General features: G+C 64.3%; 14 protein-coding genes. 9 read left to right on the forward strand and 5 right to left on the reverse strand.

Going from position 1 to position 20,658, the window contains the following annotated elements; genetic code table 11:
- The first annotated feature begins 1 nt into the window (after position 1).
- The 6 genes from H6P80_RS10490 (at position 2) to H6P80_RS10515 (ending at position 9,706) form a co-directional block, all read left to right on the forward strand.
- Positions 2–2,278, forward strand: a complete 2,277-nt coding sequence (locus H6P80_RS10490; protein WP_407947242.1) for a hypothetical protein — start codon at positions 2–4, stop codon at positions 2,276–2,278.
- A gap of 1 nt (position 2,279) precedes the next feature.
- Positions 2,280–6,623: a hypothetical protein gene (locus tag H6P80_RS10495; protein WP_235973863.1), complete on the forward strand. Its 4,344-nt coding sequence runs from the start codon at positions 2,280–2,282 to the stop codon at positions 6,621–6,623.
- A 72-nt stretch (positions 6,624–6,695) separates the two neighbouring features.
- Complete coding sequence (locus tag H6P80_RS10500) at positions 6,696–7,484, forward strand: SDR family NAD(P)-dependent oxidoreductase (protein WP_185801335.1); 789 nt, start codon at positions 6,696–6,698, stop codon at positions 7,482–7,484.
- 34 nt (positions 7,485–7,518) lie between these two features.
- Entirely contained in the window at positions 7,519–8,226 is a 708-nt protein-coding gene (locus H6P80_RS10505; RefSeq protein WP_185801336.1) for an alpha/beta fold hydrolase, read from the forward strand.
- A 13-nt stretch (positions 8,227–8,239) separates the two neighbouring features.
- Entirely contained in the window at positions 8,240–8,944 is a 705-nt protein-coding gene (locus H6P80_RS10510; protein WP_185801337.1) for an alpha/beta fold hydrolase, read from the forward strand.
- Between the two features lie 180 nt (positions 8,945–9,124).
- The gene (locus H6P80_RS10515; RefSeq protein ID WP_185801338.1) at positions 9,125–9,706 is read left to right on the forward strand and encodes a hypothetical protein; all 582 of its coding nucleotides are present in this window, start codon (positions 9,125–9,127) and stop codon (positions 9,704–9,706) included.
- Here H6P80_RS10515 and H6P80_RS10520 read toward each other — a convergent pair.
- The 4 genes from H6P80_RS10520 to H6P80_RS10535 form a co-directional block, all read right to left on the reverse strand.
- Complete coding sequence (locus H6P80_RS10520; protein WP_185801339.1) at positions 9,703–10,572, reverse strand: phosphodiesterase; 870 nt, start codon at positions 10,570–10,572, stop codon at positions 9,703–9,705. The genes H6P80_RS10515 and H6P80_RS10520 overlap by 4 nt on opposite strands.
- A 65-nt stretch (positions 10,573–10,637) precedes the next feature.
- A complete protein-coding gene (locus H6P80_RS10525) occupies positions 10,638–12,479 on the reverse strand; it encodes a cytochrome c3 family protein (RefSeq protein WP_185801340.1) in 1,842 nt (613 codons plus the stop codon).
- Positions 12,480–12,486: 7 nt separating this feature from the next.
- Positions 12,487–13,383: a hypothetical protein gene (locus H6P80_RS10530; protein WP_185801341.1), complete on the reverse strand. Its 897-nt coding sequence runs from the start codon at positions 13,381–13,383 to the stop codon at positions 12,487–12,489.
- A 2-nt stretch (positions 13,384–13,385) separates the two neighbouring features.
- Positions 13,386–15,830 carry a cyclic nucleotide-binding domain-containing protein gene (locus H6P80_RS10535; RefSeq protein WP_185801342.1) on the reverse strand — a complete coding sequence of 815 codons (2,445 nt, stop codon included), beginning with the start codon at positions 15,828–15,830 and terminating at the stop codon, positions 13,386–13,388.
- 146 nt (positions 15,831–15,976) lie between these two features.
- On the opposite strand from H6P80_RS10535, the gene H6P80_RS10540 reads away from it, so the two are divergent.
- The gene (locus H6P80_RS10540; RefSeq protein WP_185801343.1) at positions 15,977–16,957 is read left to right on the forward strand and encodes a tetratricopeptide repeat protein; all 981 of its coding nucleotides are present in this window, start codon (positions 15,977–15,979) and stop codon (positions 16,955–16,957) included.
- Here H6P80_RS10540 and H6P80_RS10545 read toward each other — a convergent pair.
- The gene (locus H6P80_RS10545; RefSeq protein WP_328804988.1) at positions 16,954–17,553 is read right to left on the reverse strand and encodes a TetR/AcrR family transcriptional regulator; all 600 of its coding nucleotides are present in this window, start codon (positions 17,551–17,553) and stop codon (positions 16,954–16,956) included. The genes H6P80_RS10540 and H6P80_RS10545 overlap by 4 nt on opposite strands.
- A 107-nt stretch (positions 17,554–17,660) precedes the next feature.
- Between H6P80_RS10545 and H6P80_RS10550 the strand changes: the two genes are divergently transcribed.
- Positions 17,661–19,094 (forward strand): 8'-apo-carotenoid 13,14-cleaving dioxygenase, encoded by a 1,434-nt coding sequence (locus H6P80_RS10550; RefSeq protein ID WP_185801345.1) that lies wholly within the window; start codon positions 17,661–17,663, stop codon positions 19,092–19,094.
- Positions 19,095–19,204: 110 nt separating this feature from the next.
- Positions 19,205–20,581, forward strand: coding sequence for a class II 3-deoxy-7-phosphoheptulonate synthase (locus H6P80_RS10555; protein WP_185801346.1), 1,377 nt, complete (start codon positions 19,205–19,207; stop codon positions 20,579–20,581).
- The last annotated feature ends 77 nt before the right edge of the window (positions 20,582–20,658 follow it).

The following is a 20,658-nucleotide window of genomic DNA, read 5'->3' on the forward strand; positions in this document are numbered from 1 at the left end:
GATGGCGGCGGCGCTTCCCCTGATCTATCTGGCGGCGGCCGGCCCGCATGGCGGGCTTCCCGCGGATTTTCTCGAAGCGGCGGCCGATCCCGATGTCAGCCCGGAAGCCCGCGAACTGGTCGATGCGATCTTCGCGGCGACGGAAAACGGGCAGCGCGACCAGATACTGGAACTCAGCAGCATCGGCGTGGTGCAGCTGCCGCCCTCGACGTCCCAGGCCGCGCTGTCGGCCGCGCTCGCGGCGGACCCCGTACCCGCGATCCTTGCCGACAACGGCGAAGAGGAAGCGCTGGCGGTGCTCGAACTGACCGACGCGATGATCCAGCTGGAACTCGAGCTGACGCCGGCGATGGAAGAACAGCCGCTGGAACTGGCAAGCGCGGACATTCTCGCTTCGCCGCTCTCGGCCAACCCGATTCCGCTGGCCGCCTCCTTCGCCGTCTATGCGGCGATGCAGAGCACGGGCACGATGCGCCGCCGCGTGCCGGGCGAGGACGAAACCGGGCTCAACGAGGTTCAGGTCGAGGACGAACGCGAACCCGGCGATGCCGATGACACGCTGATCGAGGGCCGCCGACGCCCGGGCGTGCCCCAGCAGGACCTGCCCGACCCCGTGACCCAGGAAAATATCGGCGCGGTCCGCGCGCCGCCGCCCCAGGCTTTTCGCGGCGACGAATTTCCGGTTCCCGATCGCTGGCGGCTCGCCGAGGCGATCGGCGTCCATGAGAACCTGCTCGATCCCTATAACCAGAACACGCTGAAGGGCGATCGGCCGATACCGCTGCACCGCCTGCCCGACTGGCTGCCGATCAACGGCGACGACTGGTTCCTGGTCCTCAACGCGGTGTCGGACACGGTCGTCGAGCCGCGCAGCTTCCCGACCCCGGTCGGCGTCCAGACCACCGCGGAACCCGACAGTATCGACGTATTCGGCCAGGGCGACAGCCTCGTGCTCGCGCAGACCTTCATCACCGGTTTCGCGCTGATCAAGGGCTCGACCGCCTATCGGCCGCCGGATGTCGAATATCGCGTCACGCTTGCCACCCAGTTCAACTATGTCGATGTCAACGAGCGCCGCATCCTGTTCGTGGAGCCGAGCCGCCCGACCCACCGGTTCGACTGGTTCACGGGCGTCCAGGAACTCTTCATCGACTATCACTTCCGCAACACCTCGCGGCGCTACGATTTCGATTCGGTGCGCGTCGGCGTGCAGCCGTTCAACGCCGATTTCCGCGGCTTCCTATTCCAGGACAACCAGCTGGGCGTGCGCTTCTTCGGCACCCGCGACAATAACCGTTTCCAGTATAATATCGCCGCCTTCACGCGGCTGGAAAAGGATACGAATTCGGGGCTGAACGACCTGTTTTCGACGCCGCGTTCGGATTATGTGTTCCACGCCAATCTTTTCCGGCAGGATCTGCCCTTTCCCGGGCTGACGAGCCAGATCAGCGTTACCTACAACATGAATCGGGAACGCAACGACGTCGAGATCGACGATAACGGCTTCCCCGTGCGCCCGGCGCTGCTCGGATCGTTGCAGGGCCGCGAATATGACGTCGTCTATCTCGGCTATAATGCGGACGGCCGGATCGGGCGGATCAACCTGTCGGGATCGGCCTATCTGGCGCTCGGCGAGGATCGCAACAGCTTCTTCACCGACCAGCCCGCCGACATCTTCGCCTATTTCGGCGCGGCCGAGCTCAGCTACGATGTCGACTGGATGCGGTTCCGGCTTTCCGGGCTTTACGCATCGGGCGACGGCAATCCCTATGACAATACCGAGCGCGGCTTCGACGCGATCTTCGAAAATCCAATCTTCGCGGGCGCCGACACCAGCTACTGGATCCGTCAGGTCATCCCCTTCGCCGGCGGCGGCCGGGCGGTCGGCGTCAACGGCCGCAACGGCATCCTCAATTCGCTGCGCTCGTCCAAGGAACAGGGCCAGTCCAACTTCAACAATCCCGGCACCCTGCTGGTCGGCGTCGGCGCGGATTTCGATATCACTCCGCAGCTGCGGGTATCGGCCAATGCCAACCATTTGTGGTTCGAGGACACGGCAACCCTGCAGGCGCTGCGCAACGAGGGCAGCGTGCCGCGCTCGATCGGCTACGATCTTTCCGCTTCGGCCATCTACCGCCCGCTCGCCACGCAGAATCTCGTTTTCCGCCTGTCGGGCGCGGTGTTCGAGGCGAGCGACGGCTTTTCGGACCTTTTCGCCCAGGATCGGCGCTCCGGCACCTATTATTCCGTCCTTTTCAATGCGATATTGACCTACTGATATGGGGGGCTGGCTCACACTTCCGCGCATGGCGCTGATGCTCTCTGGAGCCGTGGCGCTGTTCGCGATTCTCGCCGGCCCGATCGTCGCGGCCGGCGGCGAAGTCGCGATCCCGCGCGACTATGAGGCGGCCGGCGTCCTCGCCGAACCCTCGCCGCGCAACCAGACCCAGGAAGAGGCCGACGCCAAGAGCGCCGGCTGCATGAGCTGTCACACCAATACCGACGAGCTTTCGATGCATGCGACGCCGGCTGTGATCCTCGGCTGCACCGATTGCCATGGCGGCAATCCGGACGTCGCGCTCACCGATCCGGCGCTCGATTTCGACGATCCCGCCTATCTCGCGGTGCAGAACCGCGCGCATGTGCTGCCGCTCTATCCCCAGGCCTGGCACTGGCCGGGCAGCGCCAATCCGGCGCGCAGCTACACGCTGCTCAACCGGGAAAGCCCGGAATATATCCGCTTCGTCAATCCGTCCGACTATCGCGTCGTGCGCGAAGCCTGCGGCGCCTGTCATATCGAGGTGATCGAGGCGGCCGAACGCTCGCTGATGGCGACCGGCGCGATGCTCTGGGGCGGGGCCGCCTATAATAACGGCATCCTCCCCTTCAAAGTCTATATCAACGGCGAGGCTTATACCCGCGACAGCGAACCCGCCGCGCTCGCTTCGCCGCGCACCGCGCCGGGCGAAGACGGCGAAGTCATCGACCCGCTCGACCAGAGCCGGATCACCGAAGCCCATGCTAATCGCGGCGCCCTGCCCGGCCTCGTCCCGCTGCCGACCTGGCATGTCGTGCCGCCGGGCGACATCTTCCGCGTGTTCGAACGCGGCGGCCGCAACATCAACTCGCAATTCCCCGAGATCGGCATTCCCAATATCGGCGGCAACATCCAGCGGCTCGAAGAGAATGGCCGGCCGGACCTGCGCCAGTCCAACCGGGGCAGCGGCACCGGCCTGCGCGTCTCGATCCCCGTCCTCAACATCCACAAGACGCGGCTCAACGATCCCTTCACCTGGTTCATGGGCACGAGCGAACAGCCCGGCGACTATCGCCATTCGGGCTGCGCCTCCTGCCATGTCGTCTATGCCAATGACCGCGAGCCGCGCCATTCGCTGACCTATTCCCAGTTCGGCCGCGACGGGCAGACGATCACCGTCGATCCGACGATCAACCGGCTGCGCCAGGGCCAGCACCGCACGAATATCGAGGGCAATCCGACCGACGAGGATAGCCAGGAGCATGAGGTCGATGTGTCGATGCGGCCCGGCCAGTGCGGCGCGGCCTTCGACCTGCTGGCCCGCCGGCTGGAGGAACAGGGCATTCGCGGCTCGGGCGGCGGCCATGGCGAGGCCGGCGATCATCACGAAAGCGGCGACGCGCCCCATGATGAGGAGCATGAAACCGAAGCCCATGACGGCGTCGGCGGCCCCGAAGAAGACGCGGCGCATGGCGAATCGGGCGAAGTGCCGATGGAGCTGCGCGAGCGCGGCCATCCGCTGCGCCACGCCTTCACCCGCGCGATCCCGACATCGCAGTGCATGAGCTGTCACATGCACCAGCCCAACGTCTTCCTGAACAGCTTCCTCGGCTACACGATGTGGGACTATGAGAGCGACGCGCCGCTGATGTGGCCGCGCGAACAGGTCTACCGCACCGCCGAGCAGATGTTCGCGATCCTCGATCGCAACCCGGAAATGGCGTCGGTGCGCGGTTGCTGGGGCGATATCGACTTTGTCCGCAACGTGACCGACCTCATAAATCCGCAGGCGCGCAACACGCAGTTCGCCGACTATCACAGCCATGGCTGGAACTTCCGCGCCATTTTCCGGCGGGACCGGGAAGGCAATATGCTGGACGAGGACGGCAATATCCTCGATCCCGACGATCCCGAGCTGTTCCGGCGCGAAGGCGAAGGCCAGTTCGTGGAGGTCGGCACGAATCCGGGCCGCGCCGTCCATATGATGGATATCCATGCCGAACGCGGCATGCAGTGCGCGGATTGCCATTTCGGACAGGATAGCCATGGCAACGGCCTGATCTATGGCGAAGTCGCGAGCGCGATCGAGATCGGCTGCCGCGATTGCCACGGCACCGCCGACGAATATCCGACGCTGCGGACGTCCGGCCCGGCCGCGCCGCCGACCGGCAATAACCTGATGCTGATGCGCAACCCGGACGGCCAGCGCCGCTTCGAATGGATGCGCGACAATGCGGGGCGCCGGATCCTCGTCCAGCGCTCGATCATCGATCCCGATCTCGAATGGGAAGTGAGCCTTGTCCGCGACAGCGTCGACCGCACCCATCCCGATTTCAACGAGTCCTCGGCGCGCGCCAAGCTGATGGGCCGCAGCGGCGCGGAAACCGGCGTGTTCGAATTCGGGCCCGGCGTTGCGCCCGAAGACCGCGCCCATCCCGACGACGAGATGGCGTGCTTCACCTGCCATCTGAGCTGGACGACATCGTGCGGCGGTTGCCACCTGCCGATCGAGGCCAATGCGCTCACGTCCAGCAACCATTATGACGGCATCCAGAGCCGCAACTTCGCGACCTATAATCCGCAGGTCGCGCGCGACCAGATGTTCCAGCTCGGGCGGCATGGCGACACGCGCGGCAACATCATCGCCCCGGTCCGCTCCAGCTCGGCGCTGGTCCTGTCCTCGACCAACATCAACCGCGAACGCATCTATGTGCAGCAGCCGCCGATCTCCGCATCGGGCTATTCGAGCCAGGCCTTTGCGCCGCATTTCCCGCACACCGTGCGCCTGACCGAGACCAAGACCTGCACCGATTGCCATCTGAGCCAGGAGAACAACAACAACGCGATCATGGCGCAGCTGCTGCTGCAGGGCACCAACTTCGTGAACTTCGTGGGCCTCAACGCCTGGGTCGGCGAAGATCAGGGCTTCCAGGCCGTCCGCGTCACCGAATGGGATGAGCCGCAAACCGTGTTCGGTTCGTACCTTCATCGGTACGCTTACCCCGATTATTACCGCATCCATGTCGAGGATCATGATCGCGAACTGCGCGAATTCGTGCGCGGTGAAATCTTCGACGACGACATTTCCGGCGAAACCCGCGCGGTCGAGGAAATCCAGCACATCACCCAGCGCACCAACGGAGCGGCGCGATGCCTGCAGCTGCGCGGCGAATATATGTTCGTCGCCGAAGGCCGTGGCGGCTTCCAGGTCTATGACGTCGCCAGCGTTGCCAATAAAGGTTTCTCCGAGCGCATCATCACCGCCCCCTTCTCCCCGCTCGGCCATGATACGCGCGTCGACAGTACCAACGCGACCTGCATGGCGCTGCCCACCAACCAGAATATCGCGCCGACAAGGCAGGAAACGATGGCGGCGACGATGGTGACCGGGCCGGATGGCGAACAGCACAGCCTGCTCGACATCAACCGCGAACAGCGCTTCCACCCGATCTACAATTACGCGGTCGTTACCGACAGCGTCGAAGGCCTGTTCCTCGTCAACGTCAACACGATGGCCGACGGCGAATTTCGCAACAACTTCCTGCGCCGCGCCGAGCTTTCGAACGGCGAGCGGGCCTGGAACGAGAATGGCGTGCTGAACGGGGCGCGGCATATCGTGCTGGGCGGCCATTATGCCTATATCGCCGCCGATGCCGGCCTCGTCGTGGTCGATCTCGACGATCCGCTGAGCCCGCGCCATGTCGCGACCATCCCGATGACGGACGCGCGCGCCTCGGCGCTGCAGTTCCGCTATCTCTGGGTGACGACGGCGGCCGGCGTCGAGCTGGTCGACGTTACCGATCTCGAAAACCCGCGCCACATCCCTGGCGCCACCTTCCCGCTGGCCGATGCCCGCCGGCTCTATGTCGCCCGCACCTATGCCTATGTCGCAGCCGGGCGCGACGGGCTGGTGATCCTCAACGTCACCAATCCCGAAGCGCCGGTCGAGCATACCCGCTATGCGCGCGAGGGCGAAACGCCCGACACGCAGGACGTGATCGTCGGTTCGACCAACGCCTCGCTCTTCGCCTATATCGCCGACGGCGTGAACGGGATGAAGGTGCTGCAGCTGACGAGCCCGGACAGCCAGCCCAATTTCTACGGCTTCTCGCCGGCGCCGGTGCCCGAACTCATCGCCTGGATGCGCACCTCCTCGCGCGCACTGGCGCTCTCCAAGGGCCTCGACCGAGACCGCGCCGTCGATGAAACCGGCGGGCAGATGGCCGTGTTCGGCCGGCACGGCTCCCGTCCCTTCACCCGCCAGGAAATGGAACGGCTGTTCCTCAACAGCCGCGGGACGCCCTATCTGGTGAGCGACGACGTCAACATGGACGAATGGGTGGAGACCGCCTTCACCCGACGCTGATGCTTTGCGCCCTGGGTGCGCGAGCTGCTCAAATTTGCTATACTCGCCAACAATAGAGCTTTGGGAGGGCGTATGGCACGGCTGAGCGGCAAGGTGGCAATCGTTACCGGCAGCGGACGCGGCCTCGGTAGGGCGATCGCCAAATGCTTTGCTGCCGAAGGCGCCAAGGTCGCCATCGTCTCGCTGACACCGGAAAAGATCGATGAAACCGTTGCGGAGATCGAAGCGACGGGGGGAACTGCGCTCGGTGTGCCGTGCGACGTGCGCGAGGCCGCTCAGATCGTATCGGCGGTGGAACGGACGGTCGAGGCGTTCGGCCCGGTCGACATTCTCGTCAACAACGCCTTCGCTCATGATTTTCCGATGCTACCGCTCACTGAAATGACGCCCGATCTCATCCACCGGCTGGTCGACGCCGGGCCGGTTGCATCCCTCCATTTCATGCAAGCCTGCTATCCGCACATGGCCGGTCGCTATGGGCGGATCATCAATTTCGGCACCGCGCTCGGCATCAAGGGCATTCCCGGCCTCGCCCATCTCGCCATCGCCAAGGAAGGGATTCGCGCCCTCACCCGCGTCGCCGCGCACGAATGGGGGAAGGAGAAGATCACGGTGAACGCGATCTGTCCCTTCGCGATGACCGACGGGATGATGGAGATGGGCAAGAAGTTCATGGCAGTGGCTGCGGCGAATCCCGATGCGCCGCCGCCGAGGCCGCCCGAAACACCCGTTGGGCGCATCGGTTCGGCGGAAGAGGATATCGCCCCGGTCGCGCTATTTCTCGCCAGTCCGGATTCAGGTTACATGACGGGCTATACGTTCATGGCCGACGGCGGAGGCGCAATCGACGCCGCCCGATAGGGCGTTGGAAACGCTATCGCCGAGGGAGGCAGATATGACGGCAGCTTCGACATTCGTCCTCGTCCATGGCGGCTTTGTCGGCGGCTGGTATTGGCGCCCGGTCGCGGACATATTGCGCCAGCAAGGCCACCGCGTGTTCGCGCCGTCGCTTACCGGGTGCGCAGATCGCTCGCATCTTCTCTCTCCGGATATCGACGTCACGACGCACGTCATGGACGTCGCTAATCTCATCGCATGGGAAGAGTTGAGCGATATCGTTCTCGTCGGCCATAGCTATGGCGGCATGGTCATTTCCGGGATCGCCGATGCGGTTCCCGAAGGGGCGATCCGTTCGATCGTCTATCTCGACGCGCTGTATCTGGACGATGGAGAGTCGATGGCGGATCATGCGCCGGGTTTTCGGGAAGCAGTAGGCGATCACGATCCAATCCCCGTCCCGCCGATCGAGACTTTCGGCTCCCATGAACTGAACGAGGCGCAACTGGAAAGCGCGGTACGTCGCCAAACCCCGCAACCTGCCGCGACCCTGCTGAAACCCGCAAGCGTCGGGGGCGCACGCGACAAGGTTCCCAACAAGACCTTCATCTGGGCGCGAAACAGCGGGATCGAAGCATTCGAGCAATGCTACAAGCGCCTCAGGGACAAATCGGACTGGCACACCGAAATCGTCGAGCACGGCCATGAGCTGCCGCTGAGCGTTCCCGAAGAAGTCGCCCAGATACTGCTTAACGCCGCGCGATAAAGGAGATTGGCTGATGTCCACGAACCCTGCGACATTCGTCCTCGTCCATGGCGGCTGGTGGGCCGGTGACTGGTGGTGGAAGGATGTCGCACAACCGCTGCGCGCCGCCGGACACAGCGTTTACACGCCGGTGCTCACCGGCCTTGGGCCGCGTTCGCACCTGCTCTCGCCGGATGTCGATCTCAGCACGCATATTCTGGATATCGCCAACCTCATCAAATGGGAGGAGCTCGATAACATCGTGCTGGTCGGCCACAGTTATGCGGGCATGGTGATTTCGGGCGTCGCGGAAAATGTTCCGGAAGGAATAATCCGCTCGATCGTCTATCTCGACGCCTTCTTTCCCGAAGACGGCCAGTCGGTCGCTGACTTCTTTCCGCCCGAGGCGCTCGAGGCGATCATCGGCAAGGACGACCCGGTGCCGCCACCCAACTGGTTCGGCGGCGACAATGCGGCGCTCACCGCGCTTTTGACCAAGGGTGGCACGCCGCACCCCCGCGCGGCGCTGTTCGAACCGGCGCGCCTCACCGGCGCGCGCGACCGCATCGCCAAAAAGACTTATGTATTGGCCGCGACCAACCCCGGCGGGAATGCTGATACGGCCCGAAAATTGCGGGCGGATCCGTCCTGGACGGTCGAAGAAATCGACTGCGGGCACATGACGATGATCGACGCGCCGAAGGAAACGGCGGAGATATTGTTACGCGCTATTCCTTAAGCGAGCTGCCCCATTCGGGTCATATGTGCTTGGCCTGCGCTTCCTCGTATCGTCTCGACTTGATCACGATACACTGCATGCCATGGGGATAGTCAGGCCGAAGGAAATGTCGCCCATGGAACTGCTGGGCGATCACAGCGTTCTCCATCTGGCGTATTTTTTCCACGACCGACGGGACATATGATCGACGAGCCGAGCCTCAAACCCCGCATGACGGGCGATGAACGGCAGCGCTATGCGCAGCTGGCGTCTCGCGCATCCAATGTGCTGGAATTCGGGGCGGGCGGAAGCACGCTCCTGGCCTTCGAGAACGGCGTCCAGACCGTGACCAGCGTGGAATCCGACAAGCTGTGGCTGGATCGCCTGCGGACCCATTCCGCGATGTCGCCCTATGTGCAGAGCGGCGCTTGGCAGCCGGTTCATGCGGACATCGGCGAGGTCGGCGCATGGGGCAGGCCCGCCGACAAAAGCCATATCGAAGACTGGCCCAACTATCATCGGGAAGTCTGGGACCGGTTTCCCCGCGCCTATGATCTTATCCTCGTCGACGGGCGGTTTCGCATCGCCTGTGCGATGCAGGCCGCGATCCGCGCGCCGGGATCGACCCTCGTATTTCACGATTTCTACCTGCGCCCGCACTACGAACCGGTACTCGAGGTTTACGAGGTCGCCGAACGGATCGACTATATGGCGATCCTGTCGCTCAACAAGGCGATCAATGCGCCGGCCATCCTCAAGGAATATGCGTCGGACCCGCGCTAGCTTGCAGTCTTGTCCTTGGCGTGCTCGTCGAGAAGATAGCGGACGAGCGGCTGCATCGTTTCGTCATAGCGGGCGAGCTGCACATGCTCCTCCGCGTCGTCCATATGCGTGATCAGCGCGTCGCCGTTCCAGTAATGGAGCGAATAGCCGGGCGGATCCGCGACGATCATCGGCCGCTTGTCGGGTTTTCCGGGATCGATCTCCCGGAGATCCAACGCCACCAGCGGCGCCGTCGACGGCGTCACCGCAAGCGGCAATCCCGACCAGCCCGTCATGATCGGCCGGTGGATATGCCCGGCGACCATGCCGATGACATTGTCGGCGCCCGACAGCGCCTCGCGCAGCCGCTTCACCCATGCCGCTTCCGGTTCGGTCGTCATCCAGGGAATGCCGGTTTCGATCGGCGGGTGGTGGAGAACGATCAACACCGGCTTTTCGGTTTCCTCCGCGAGCCTTTCGGACAGCCACTCTGCGCGCGCTTCGCAGAATGCGCCGCCGTGACGGCCGGGTTCCAGCGTATCGAGCACGATCAGCCGGATCGGCCAATTCTCCTCGTCGACGACATATTGGATGAAGCCGCCCGAATGCGGCACTTCGGGGAAGAGCTTCCGGAAATTTTCGCGATCGTCATGATTGCCCATGCACGGCCAGACCGGAAACGGGCATTGGCCGAAGGCGGATTTGAGCCGGCGATAGCTGTCGGCATCGCCCTTGTCGGTGAGGTCTCCGGTGGCGAGCAGCAGATCGGGGCGCGGCTCCATATCGCCCAGGCGGTGCAATACCTGATCGAGCCGGCGACGGTTGAATTCCGCGGGGTCGTCCGGATCGAAGCCCAGATGAATATCGGTGATCTGCGCAATCAGCATGGTCGTTGGTCTTCACGTCCTACCATGCGACCTCCCCTGTCCTGCCCCATGACCGCCGATCCCAATCAGCGGTCTTCCCTTGGGTTGATTGCCAACCCGCCATAATCGCGTACGCGCTCCGGCCTCTGGCCCCGGTTGTTCCGAGCGCGGACGAGATAAGGTGCCGCATCGTCGGCATGATAGCTGTGACACATAGCACAGGTCGAAACGATTCTTTCGCCGCTCGGCGATCCGCCGGCATGGCATTCGCGGCAGGTTTCGATGCGCGGCAGCAGCACGTCGCTCGCCTCTTCGGAAGTATCGGCGGCATGGCAGGTGCTGCATTCCTCGGTTTCGTGCGCCTTATGATCGAACCAGCCATAATGCATGTAGCGCGCGATCTGCCGCACCGGCGTGATATCGAAGTTCAGGCTCCCGCGGATCGGCGGCTGCACGACCTGATGGCAATCATAGCAGGCGCCGTCACGCGAAAAGACCGCGCGGATGGCCTGGTCGGCGCGCGCATAGCGGGTGCGCGCGGCGAACTGGTAGCGGCCCACGGTCCGCGCCTGGCTGTCGTCGCCGGGCCGACGCCGGTGCATGCCGGACAGGTCGATCGGGCGCGGCGGCGCGGTGCCGCGATAGAAGGCGCGGATATCGGCCACCACCATTTCGGGCTCGCCATGGCGCAGCGTGCGGATCGTGCCGCCGATGCGATCGAAGGCAAGGCTGTGGCACATCTGGCAATTGGCCTCCATCGTGATCGGCTCGAAGCGCACGCCGTCGGGCGTCTCGACATGGCAATCGGCGCAATCGAGCGCGTTGCCGAAGCCATATTGCGCGCTCAGCCGCTGGGCCATGCGGGCCACGCCGTTGCTCTGCGAAAGGTGCAGCTCGTGCGGGAATTTGAGGCCGTTATCTTCGCGCAGATCCTCGGTATCGAGGCTGGTGCGCCGATATTGCGGCCGCGATCCATCGACGCCGCCGGGCGTCAGCATGATCCGCGGGCGGAATTCGGGATGGCCATCGACAAAGTCGTGAACATCCTCGAACCGGGTGTCGGTGAGCCGCGCATCCAGGCCGGTATGGCAATCCGCGCAAAAGCGCTGCGGCGCCGCCGGCATCGGGCCGGACCCTTCATGTTCGATATGGCAGGAGGCGCAGCTATTGTCCGGCCGGTTGAAGGCATGGGCGACCGAGCGCAGGAAGGATCGGCCAAGGCCCAGTTCGGGTTCGGCGATCGCCATCCGGTCGGCCGGCGCATGATCGGGCACGCCGGCATGGCATTCGAGACAGGCGCTGTCGCGCACCGAAACGAACGCCTCGACATGGCAGGACTGGCAATCATTGGCGAGGTTGGAATGCGCTTGCGACATCGGCCCGCTGATCCACATCGTATCGGCATGAAAGCCGGGCCCGCGTTCTTCGACGCCCTGGCTCGAAAAATAGGCGAAGATCGGCCAGGCGAGGCAGGCGACCAGGATCAACACCGCGAACACCCAGGAACTGATCCGCTTGCCGGGTACGATGCCGGCGAGATTGAACAGCTTGTGCGCGGCGACCTTGTCCGCCGCCTCTTCGCGATCGACGGTGATCGCGATCCGGCCTTCGTCTTCGCCGTCTCCCATCGCGACGCTCAGGCGATGCGGGCCGATGCGGATATTGCCGCCGCGCTGGGCGCTGATGTCTCCGCGTGTCGTGGAGCGGCCGTTGATGTTGACCGGCAGATTTTCCTCCGTGACGACGCGAACCTGGTTGCGGCCCTCGCGCGTCAGCGTGGCATGGTGCAGCGTAACCCCGAGATCGGAGAGCAGGATATCGCATTCGGATGCGCGGCCGACCGACAGCGAATCCTTGTCGACCGTCTTGGAGCGGATGATCTCGCGGCCACCGGAGGTGCGCGAACGATATTTTACGACAAAGCTCATCGCGCCCCTACCAGTAGAAAAACACGCTGATGATGTGCGCCGAAAGCGCTGCGAGAAGCGCAAAGGTGACGGGCACATGGATATACAGCCAGACCTGCAACAGCCCCTTTATCCGCAGATGGCGGCGAACCCGGGCGAGCGCCGCCTGCTTGCGGGAAAGCAGCGCCTCCAGCCGGTCGTAGAGAGTGTCGAGCGGCGAATCCCCGGCGCTGGACCGGGCACGGAATTCGGCCAGCGCCTCGGCGGTTCCGCCGATCTGCTGACGCGAGGACAGGCGCCGCCAGATCCCGCCGGAAAAGGCGTTCTCGTCGATCGCCCGCTGCACGACCGCCGCGCTACCGGCTTCGAGCGGCTGGGCGGCATCGAATAGCTGGCGATTGATATCGGCCAGCGTCTCAAGCATTTGCGCCTCGGTCGTCTCGTCCCGGTTCGTACTGAGCTTGCCCGGCAGGGTCGTATAGGCCGTGATCCCGAACAGGCCCGAGAGGATGACGATCATCATCAGCACCCAGGCCAGGGTGTGGACGTTCCAGCCCAGCTGGAAGCCCGTATGCAAGGTGCCGATCACGATCAGCGAAAGGCCCAGATAGACATGCGCCGAAGTCCAGGCCTTGAGCGACCAGCGACCCGGCGTCATCGCGCGTTTCCTGACGCCGAGAAAGGCGAGCCAGACGATCAGCAGCACGCCTGCGGTGCCCAGCGTATAGCCGAACCAGCTGCCGCCATTGGGCCGCGGTTTGATATCGATCAGCAGATAGGCGACGATCAGCGTGGCCGAGATCGCGCCGGCCATCTTCGCCCAATAGAGGCGGCGATAGCGCAGGAAGCCCTCATGCTGCACGCCGCCCTTCAGGGTCGTGCGGTCGATTTCGCCGCCGGTCGGTTCCGCGCCCCGTGTCGCCATGGCTAGAGCTGCTCCGTTTCGAGCCGGGAAACCGACAGGAATTCTTCCGGCGCCACGCGGATGGCCGCGCCGGTCGGGCAGGCACGCACACAGGCCGGGCCGCCCTCGATCCCCGCGCACATATCGCATTTGATCGCCTTTTTCGGCGTGTCGTCCGCGACATTGGCATCGATCCAGTCATGGTCGGGCTCGCCAGGGCCCGGGCCGATGCCGAAGAACAGCCAGCTCAGCAGCGAGGGCTTTTTCGGGGGCGTCTTTTCCATGCGGATCACGCCATAGGGGCAGTTGCGCTGGCAATTGCCGCAGCCGATGCAGGTCTCGTCGATGAACACCTCGCCATCGTCGCCGCGATGAATCGCGTTGGGCGGGCAATCGGCCATGCAATGCGGATGTTCGCAATGGCGGCAGGATGTCGGCACATGGAGATGCGCATAGGTACGCCCGGCTTCGCGGTTGAGACGCGAGAGCCCGTCATGGCTGTCGGCGCAGGCCTTTTCGCAATTGTCGCAGCCGACGCACAGATGTTCGTCGATCAACAGCACGTCGGTCGCTTCGCCGATGCCGTTTTCGACCAGGAAGGAGGCGACCGAACTGTACATGTCGACGACGCCGGAGAAGCTGTCCTTCTTCGCCTCGACGAAATTGTTCACGTCTTCGCGCGCGGACATGTCGCGCCGGGCGCGGTCGAGCAGCTGCGGTTTGCGCTCGAGCAGCGTACCGAACGCCGCGCCATCGACCTTGATGACTTCGGACTTGATCGCCGCGCGCACGGTCGCGGTCCGGCGGCCGCCGTCGAGCAGCGACATTTCGCCGACATAGCTGCCCGCCGGCAGATAGGAGAGGAAGACCGGTTTCCGGCCGACCATCTTCTCGACGACCATCGAGCCGGACCGGATGACGAAGATATCGGTCCCCTCCTCGCCTTCGTTGATGATCGCCTCGCCCGCCTTCACATTCACGATTTCGGCGGTCTTCATGACCTCGACGAGATCTTCGGAGGTCAGGCCCGATCCGAACATCTGCAAAAGCTGGCGCTCGGTGGAGATGTTGGTGATCGCGCGCTTGGCCGCCGGTACCGTCGCCATCAGCTTGAGCGCCGCCATGCGGGGGATTTCGACGACGATCGTGTCTTCCGCGGCGGTGATCGTCGAACCGCGGCGGCGGCCGGAAACCAGCCCGACTTCGCCGAAGATGGACCCCTGGTCGATCGGCGCCGTCAGCGAGGGATCGGCCTCGCTCAACTGAACCGACACCTTGCCCTCGGCAATGCCGAACAGCGAGGAGCCGGGCTCGTTCTTTTCGAAAATGGTCGCCCCGCGCCGGAAGAACTGCACTTCGGAATCGAGCATGAATTCGCGCATCTGCAGCGGCGAAAGCTCGTTGAGGATGGTGACGCGCGCGCGCAGAAATTCCAGCCAGTCGGCCACCGAGCGGCCGCCGGGAAGGCCCCGGAACTTTTCCTCGAGCAGCGGCTCGTCCGCCGGTTTGAGATCGGTATTGCCGTTGATGAACTCGACGACGTCATAGCCCTGGTTCATGCAATGTTTGATCAGCGGATAACCGGCGAGCGCGCCGATGACGAAGATTCCCTTCTTCGTCGATTCGAAGGCCGGCGACAGCTTGGGAAAGGCCTCCCGCTCCTCGCTGGCAAATTCGACGCCGCAGGCTTCTACGAATTTGCGCGGCGGCGCGGAGCCCATCCGCGCGATGATCCGGTCGCACCGGATCTTGGTCTGCCCGTCGCGGGTGTCGAGCATGATCTGCTTGTCGAGCACCTCGGAGGGCGTCGTCTCGGTCATGATGTTGATGCGGCCCTGCTCGCCCGCCTGCTGGAGCAGCTTGACGTTGGCATCCTTGGCGCGCGCGAACTCGGCCGAACGGTTGAGGATGGTGACGACATTGCCCTGCTCGGCATCGGCGGCGAGGCCGAGCGCATTCTCGATTCCCGCATCGCCCGATCCGATGACGATGATATGTTCGTCGACATATTCGGTGGGATCGTCGAGCTGGTACTGGATATGCGGCTTGTCGCCGCCGGGAACCCGCATCGTGTTCGGGTTGCCCTGCGTGCCGATGGCGAGGATCACATTTTCGGCCTGGATCGTCTCGCCGCCCGCCAGCTTGATCTGGAAATTGCCGGCATCGCCGGTGATTTCGGTCACGTCCGCGTTGAGCTTGACGTTGACGCCGAGGCTGGCCGCCTGCTCGTCCCAGGTGCCGAGCACCACTTCGCGCTTGCCGGCGTCGAAATCCATGTCCGAACGCAGGATCAGCTGGTTCGGCGTCGCCATGACGTGCTTGCCCTTCTGATACTTGTAGATCGTATCGGAAAGATGGTCGGTCTTTTCGAGAAGGACGTGGGACAGGCCCAGCTCCGCCGCACGTCCGGCCGCGCTGAGCCCGGCAGGCCCAGAGCCGATGATCGCTATGCGATAGGCGTCTGCCACAACTTCCCCCTGCCGTCCCGGCCCAAATCGAATAATGATCCGGTTTTGCCCGGATTCTCAACGAATTCCTGTGCGCCCGATCACCACTCTATCATCTTTGCAGGGACAAGCTAGATAGGGCGGGCATTTTTTGGAATAGTGCCGGCATGACCCAAGCAAGTGAATCGAAAAGCGAAAATCGCGGCCGGGGAAGCGTGGGAACCGCCCGCTACGCCCTGATCGCCGCCGCCGCGATCGCCACCTTTTCCATCGGCTATGCGATAGCCCGGGGCGACGAACGGGGCGCGGCGGCCAGCGGAGCGCCGAGCGGCGCGATCGACCCCTCGCTAACCGACGAGGATATTGCCGGCGCGATTCCCGATCTCGAAGCACGGGTCGAGGCCAATCCGGAGGATGAGGAAGGCTGGGCGATGCTCGGCCTCGCCTATTACCAGGTCGGCCGCTACCCCGACGCCGCCGAGGCCTATGGCCGGGCGAGCGCGCTCGATTCTACCAATGCCCGCTATTTCTCGGCGCGCGGCGAAGCGCTTGCGCTGGCCGCCGACGGCGCCTTTCCCGCCGAAGCGGCGCAGGCCTTTGCCCGCGCGCTGGAGCTCGATCCCGCCGATCCCCGCGCCCGCTATTTCGAAGGCGTCCGCAAGGACATGGCCGGCGATCATCGGGGGGCGGTCGACGACTGGATCGCGCTGCTGCGCGATACGCCGCCCGGTTCTCCCTGGGAGGGCGATCTCCGCCAGCTGATCGCGCAGGTGGCGCAGGCCGAGAATATCGACATCGAAGGCCGCGTCCCGCCGCCCGGCACCGCCGCCCAGACCAACCTCCCGGCCGCCGTCACGCAGGGCATTCCCGGGCCGACGCCGCAACAGATGCGCGAAGCCAGCCAGCTGCCCCAGGGCCAGCAGGACATGATGGTCGAGGATATGGTCGACGGGCTCGATCAGCGGCTGCAGGGCAATCCCAACGATGCCGATGGCTGGATCATGCTGATGCGCTCGCGCATGCAGCTCGGCCAGTCGGCGCGGGCGAGCCAGGCCTGGCGGCGCGCGCGCGAAGCCTTTGCGAACAATTCCGCGCAGCTCGAGCGAATCAACAATTCCGCCCGCGCACTGGGCGTGCCGGGGGCCTAGCTTTCCGCCTGGGCGTGTGAATGCCGCCAGTCGCCGAACTGGTCGACCGCGGCGTCGATCAGCTCGGGATCATTGGGAACCTGGCCGCCGATAACGAGCTGCGCCAGCCCGTGGACCAGCGCCATCGCCTGTATCGCCGCGATGTCCTGCGCGCGCCTGCCCGATCCTTCGGGCATCAGCGCGGCGATATTCTCGCGCAGCGACACGCCTGCCCGGCTCTCGGTCGACAAGGCCAGCGCCTCCTCTTCCCCGGCCGCGGGCATATAGGCCGTCATCAGGCCGAACAGCGCCGGGTTGGCGACGGCGAAATGGACATAGGCCTGGCCGGTCGCCCGAAAGGCCTGTTCGCGGTCGGGCTTGCCGGCAGCCGCGGCCTCCTGCGCATCGAAAAGCTTCTCATAGCCTGCCCGGGCCAGCGCGTGGAGCAGCGCGTCCTTGTCCGGGAAATGCCGGTACACGGCGGTGGCGCTGACCCCGGTTTCGCGGGCGACTTCGCGCAGGCCGATATCGCCATCGCCCTTTTCCCGCAGCAGCCGCAAACCCGTCTCCACCAGCGCGCTGCGCAGATCGCCGTGATGATAGCTCTGTTTTTTCACGCTTTTTCCTATGTTGACATCGTTACCATTAAACGCCAATCTTAACAATGTAAACATAGCGAGTCGAAATCAACCCCGAACACCGTATCGGCAGAGGAAATCGCCCCATGGCCAGCGTTATCGAAAAGACCATCCGCAAGACCGTCACCTCCGGCATCCTCGGCGTCGCCAAGGTCAGCGCCGCGCTCAAGAGCCGCGAGGGCGATCATCCCTATCTCACCGGCATTCACAAGCCGATGGCCGAGGAGCTGACCCTCACCGAGCTGGAGGTCGAGGGCTCGATCCCCGCCGAACTCGACGGCCGCTATCTGCGGATCGGCCCCAACCCGGTGGCAGAGGTCAATCCCGCGACCCATCACTGGTTCATCGGCGACGGCATGGCGCACGGCCTGAAGATCGGCGGCGGCAAGGCGCTCTGGTATCGCAACCGCTGGATTCGCTCCGAAGCCGTCAGCAAGGCGCTGGGCGAACCGCCCGCACCCTCGCCCCATGGCCGCGAGCGCGGGACCGCCAATACCAATATCGTCGGCATCGGCGGCCGCACCTGGGCGATCATCGAAGCCGGCAATTCGCCGGTCGAGCTTTCCGAGGAACTGGAAACGCTGTCGATCAACCCGTTCGACGGATCGCTGCAAAATTCCTACACCGCCCACCCCCATCTCGATCCGGCGACCGGCGAAAGCCACGCCATCTGCTATCGCGGCGACGTGCAGGACACCGTCTGGCACACCGTTCTCGACAGCGCGGGCAAGGTGATCCGCGAAGAACCGATCACGGTCGCCCACGGCCCCAGCATCCATGATTGCCAGATCACCGAAAATTACGTGATCGTCCTGGACCTGCCCGTCACTTTCTCGATGAAGACGCTGATGGGCGGCCACCCCTTCCCCTATCGCTGGAATCCCGAGCACAGGGCGCGGGTCGGCCTGATGCCGCGCACCGGCACGAATGCCGATATGCACTGGTTCGATGTCGAGCCCTGCTATGTCTTCCACCCGGCAAATGCCTTTGAAACCGAAGACGGCAGCGTGATCATCGACGTGGTCGCGCACGACAAGATGTTCGACGACGGCCATGACGGGCCGGACGGATCGCGCTCCGCTTTCGAACGCTGGACGCTGCCGGCGGGCGGCACCAAGGTGCAACGCACGGTCGTCGACGGCGAGATGCAGGAATTTCCGCGCTACGACGAACGGCGGACCTGCAAGCCCTATCGCTACGCCTATTGCATGGCGGCGGAAAACCCGCACGACATCCCGGGGCTGATCGCCGACACGCGGCTGTTCAAGCACGATCTCGACGCCGGCACCCGCGAGGTCCATGATTTCGGGCCGCATCGCCATCCCGGCGAATTCGTTTTCGTACCGCGCGGAGACGGGGAAGATGAAGGCTGGCTCGTCGGCCTCGTCATCGACATGACCGACGACACGACCGAGCTCGCGATCCTCGACGCGGCGAATTTCACCGCGCCGCCGGTCGGCACCGTCCGCCTGCCCCACCGCATCCCGCCGGGCTTTCACGGCAACTGGGTGGCCGGCTGATCCCGCGCGAAGAGCGAAAGCGAGCTTTTCCGGCGCAAACGACTTCTTTCGTTGCAATTTGGGGCCCTCTCCCGCATGAAACCGCCCGAAATCGAGGTTAGGCGGCAAATATGCGCGAATGGACACCACAGAGCTGGCGTGATGCCAATGGCATCCAGATGCCCAACTATACCGATGCGGATGCACTCGCATCGGTGGAGGCGACGCTCGCCAACTATCCGCCGCTGATTTTCGCCGGCGAGGCCCGCCAGCTGCGCGCCGACCTTTCCGAGGTCGCGCAGGGCAAGGCGTTCCTGCTCCAGGGCGGCGATTGCGCGGAAAGCTTCGCCGAGTTCAACCCGACCAATATTCGCGATACCTTCCGCGTCATCCTGCAGATGGCCGTGGTCCTGACCTATGCGTCCAAGGTGCCGGTGGTGAAGGTCGGGCGGATGGCCGGGCAGTTCGCCAAGCCGCGCTCGTCCGACGTCGAGGAACAGGGCGGCGTCTCGCTGCCCTCCTATCGCGGCGATATCGTCAACGACATCGCGTTCGAGGAAGCCTCGCGCGTTCCCGATCCCCAGCGCATGATCCGCGCCTATAGCCAGGCCTCCGCGACGCTCAACCTGCTGCGCGCCTATGCGAGCGGAGGCTATGCGAACCTCCACAAGGTGCATAGCTGGACGCTCGATTTCATGGGCAAGAGCCCCTGGGCGACGAAGTTTGAGGAACTGGCCGGGCGGATCGGCGAGGCGCTGGCCTTCATGGACGCCTGCGGCATCAACGCCGACATGGTGCCGCAATTGAACGGCACGCAATTCTATGTGTCTCACGAGGCGCTGCTGCTGCCCTATGAGGAGGCGCTGACCCGCCGCGACAGCCTGACCGGCGACTGGTACGACACGTCCGCCCATTTCGTCTGGATCGGAGACCGCACGCGGTTCGAAGATTCCGCCCATGTCGAATATTTCCGCGGCATCGCCAATCCGATAGGCATGAAATGCGGGCCGAGCCTCGATCCCGACGATCTGCTCAAGCTGCTCGACACGCTCGACCCCGAACGCTCGCCCGGCCGGATCACGCTGATCAGCCGCTTCGGGCATGACAGTATCGAGGAGCAGTTTCCGCGGCTCGTACGCGCCGTGAAGGCCGAAGGGCATCCGGTGATCTGGTCGTGCGACCCGATGCACGGCAACACGATCAAGGCGGATAGCGGCTACAAGACCCGGCCTTTCGAGCGTATCCTTGCCGAGGTGAAGGGCTTCTTCGCCGTCCACCGCGCCGAGGGCACCTATGGCGGCGGCATCCATTGCGAAATGACCGGCCAGGACGTGACCGAATGCACGGGCGGCGCGATCGACGTCACCGACCAGGATCTTGGCGATCGTTACCACACCCATTGCGATCCGCGCCTGAATGCGGGGCAAAGCATCGAGCTGGCGTTCCTGCTCGCCGAGATGCTCAACACCGAAATGGCGGCGCGCGAGAAAGAGGCAGCGGCGGCTTAAGCGGATACGCACGAAAGCACTGCGGATTTTCCTGTCCTACACGGGCCCTGTTTTGATATCCTGAAACCCGGTTCTTT

Origin of the sequence: Parasphingopyxis marina (assembly GCF_014237875.1) — a bacterium.
Taxonomy (GTDB): domain Bacteria; phylum Pseudomonadota; class Alphaproteobacteria; order Sphingomonadales; family Sphingomonadaceae; genus Parasphingopyxis; species Parasphingopyxis marina.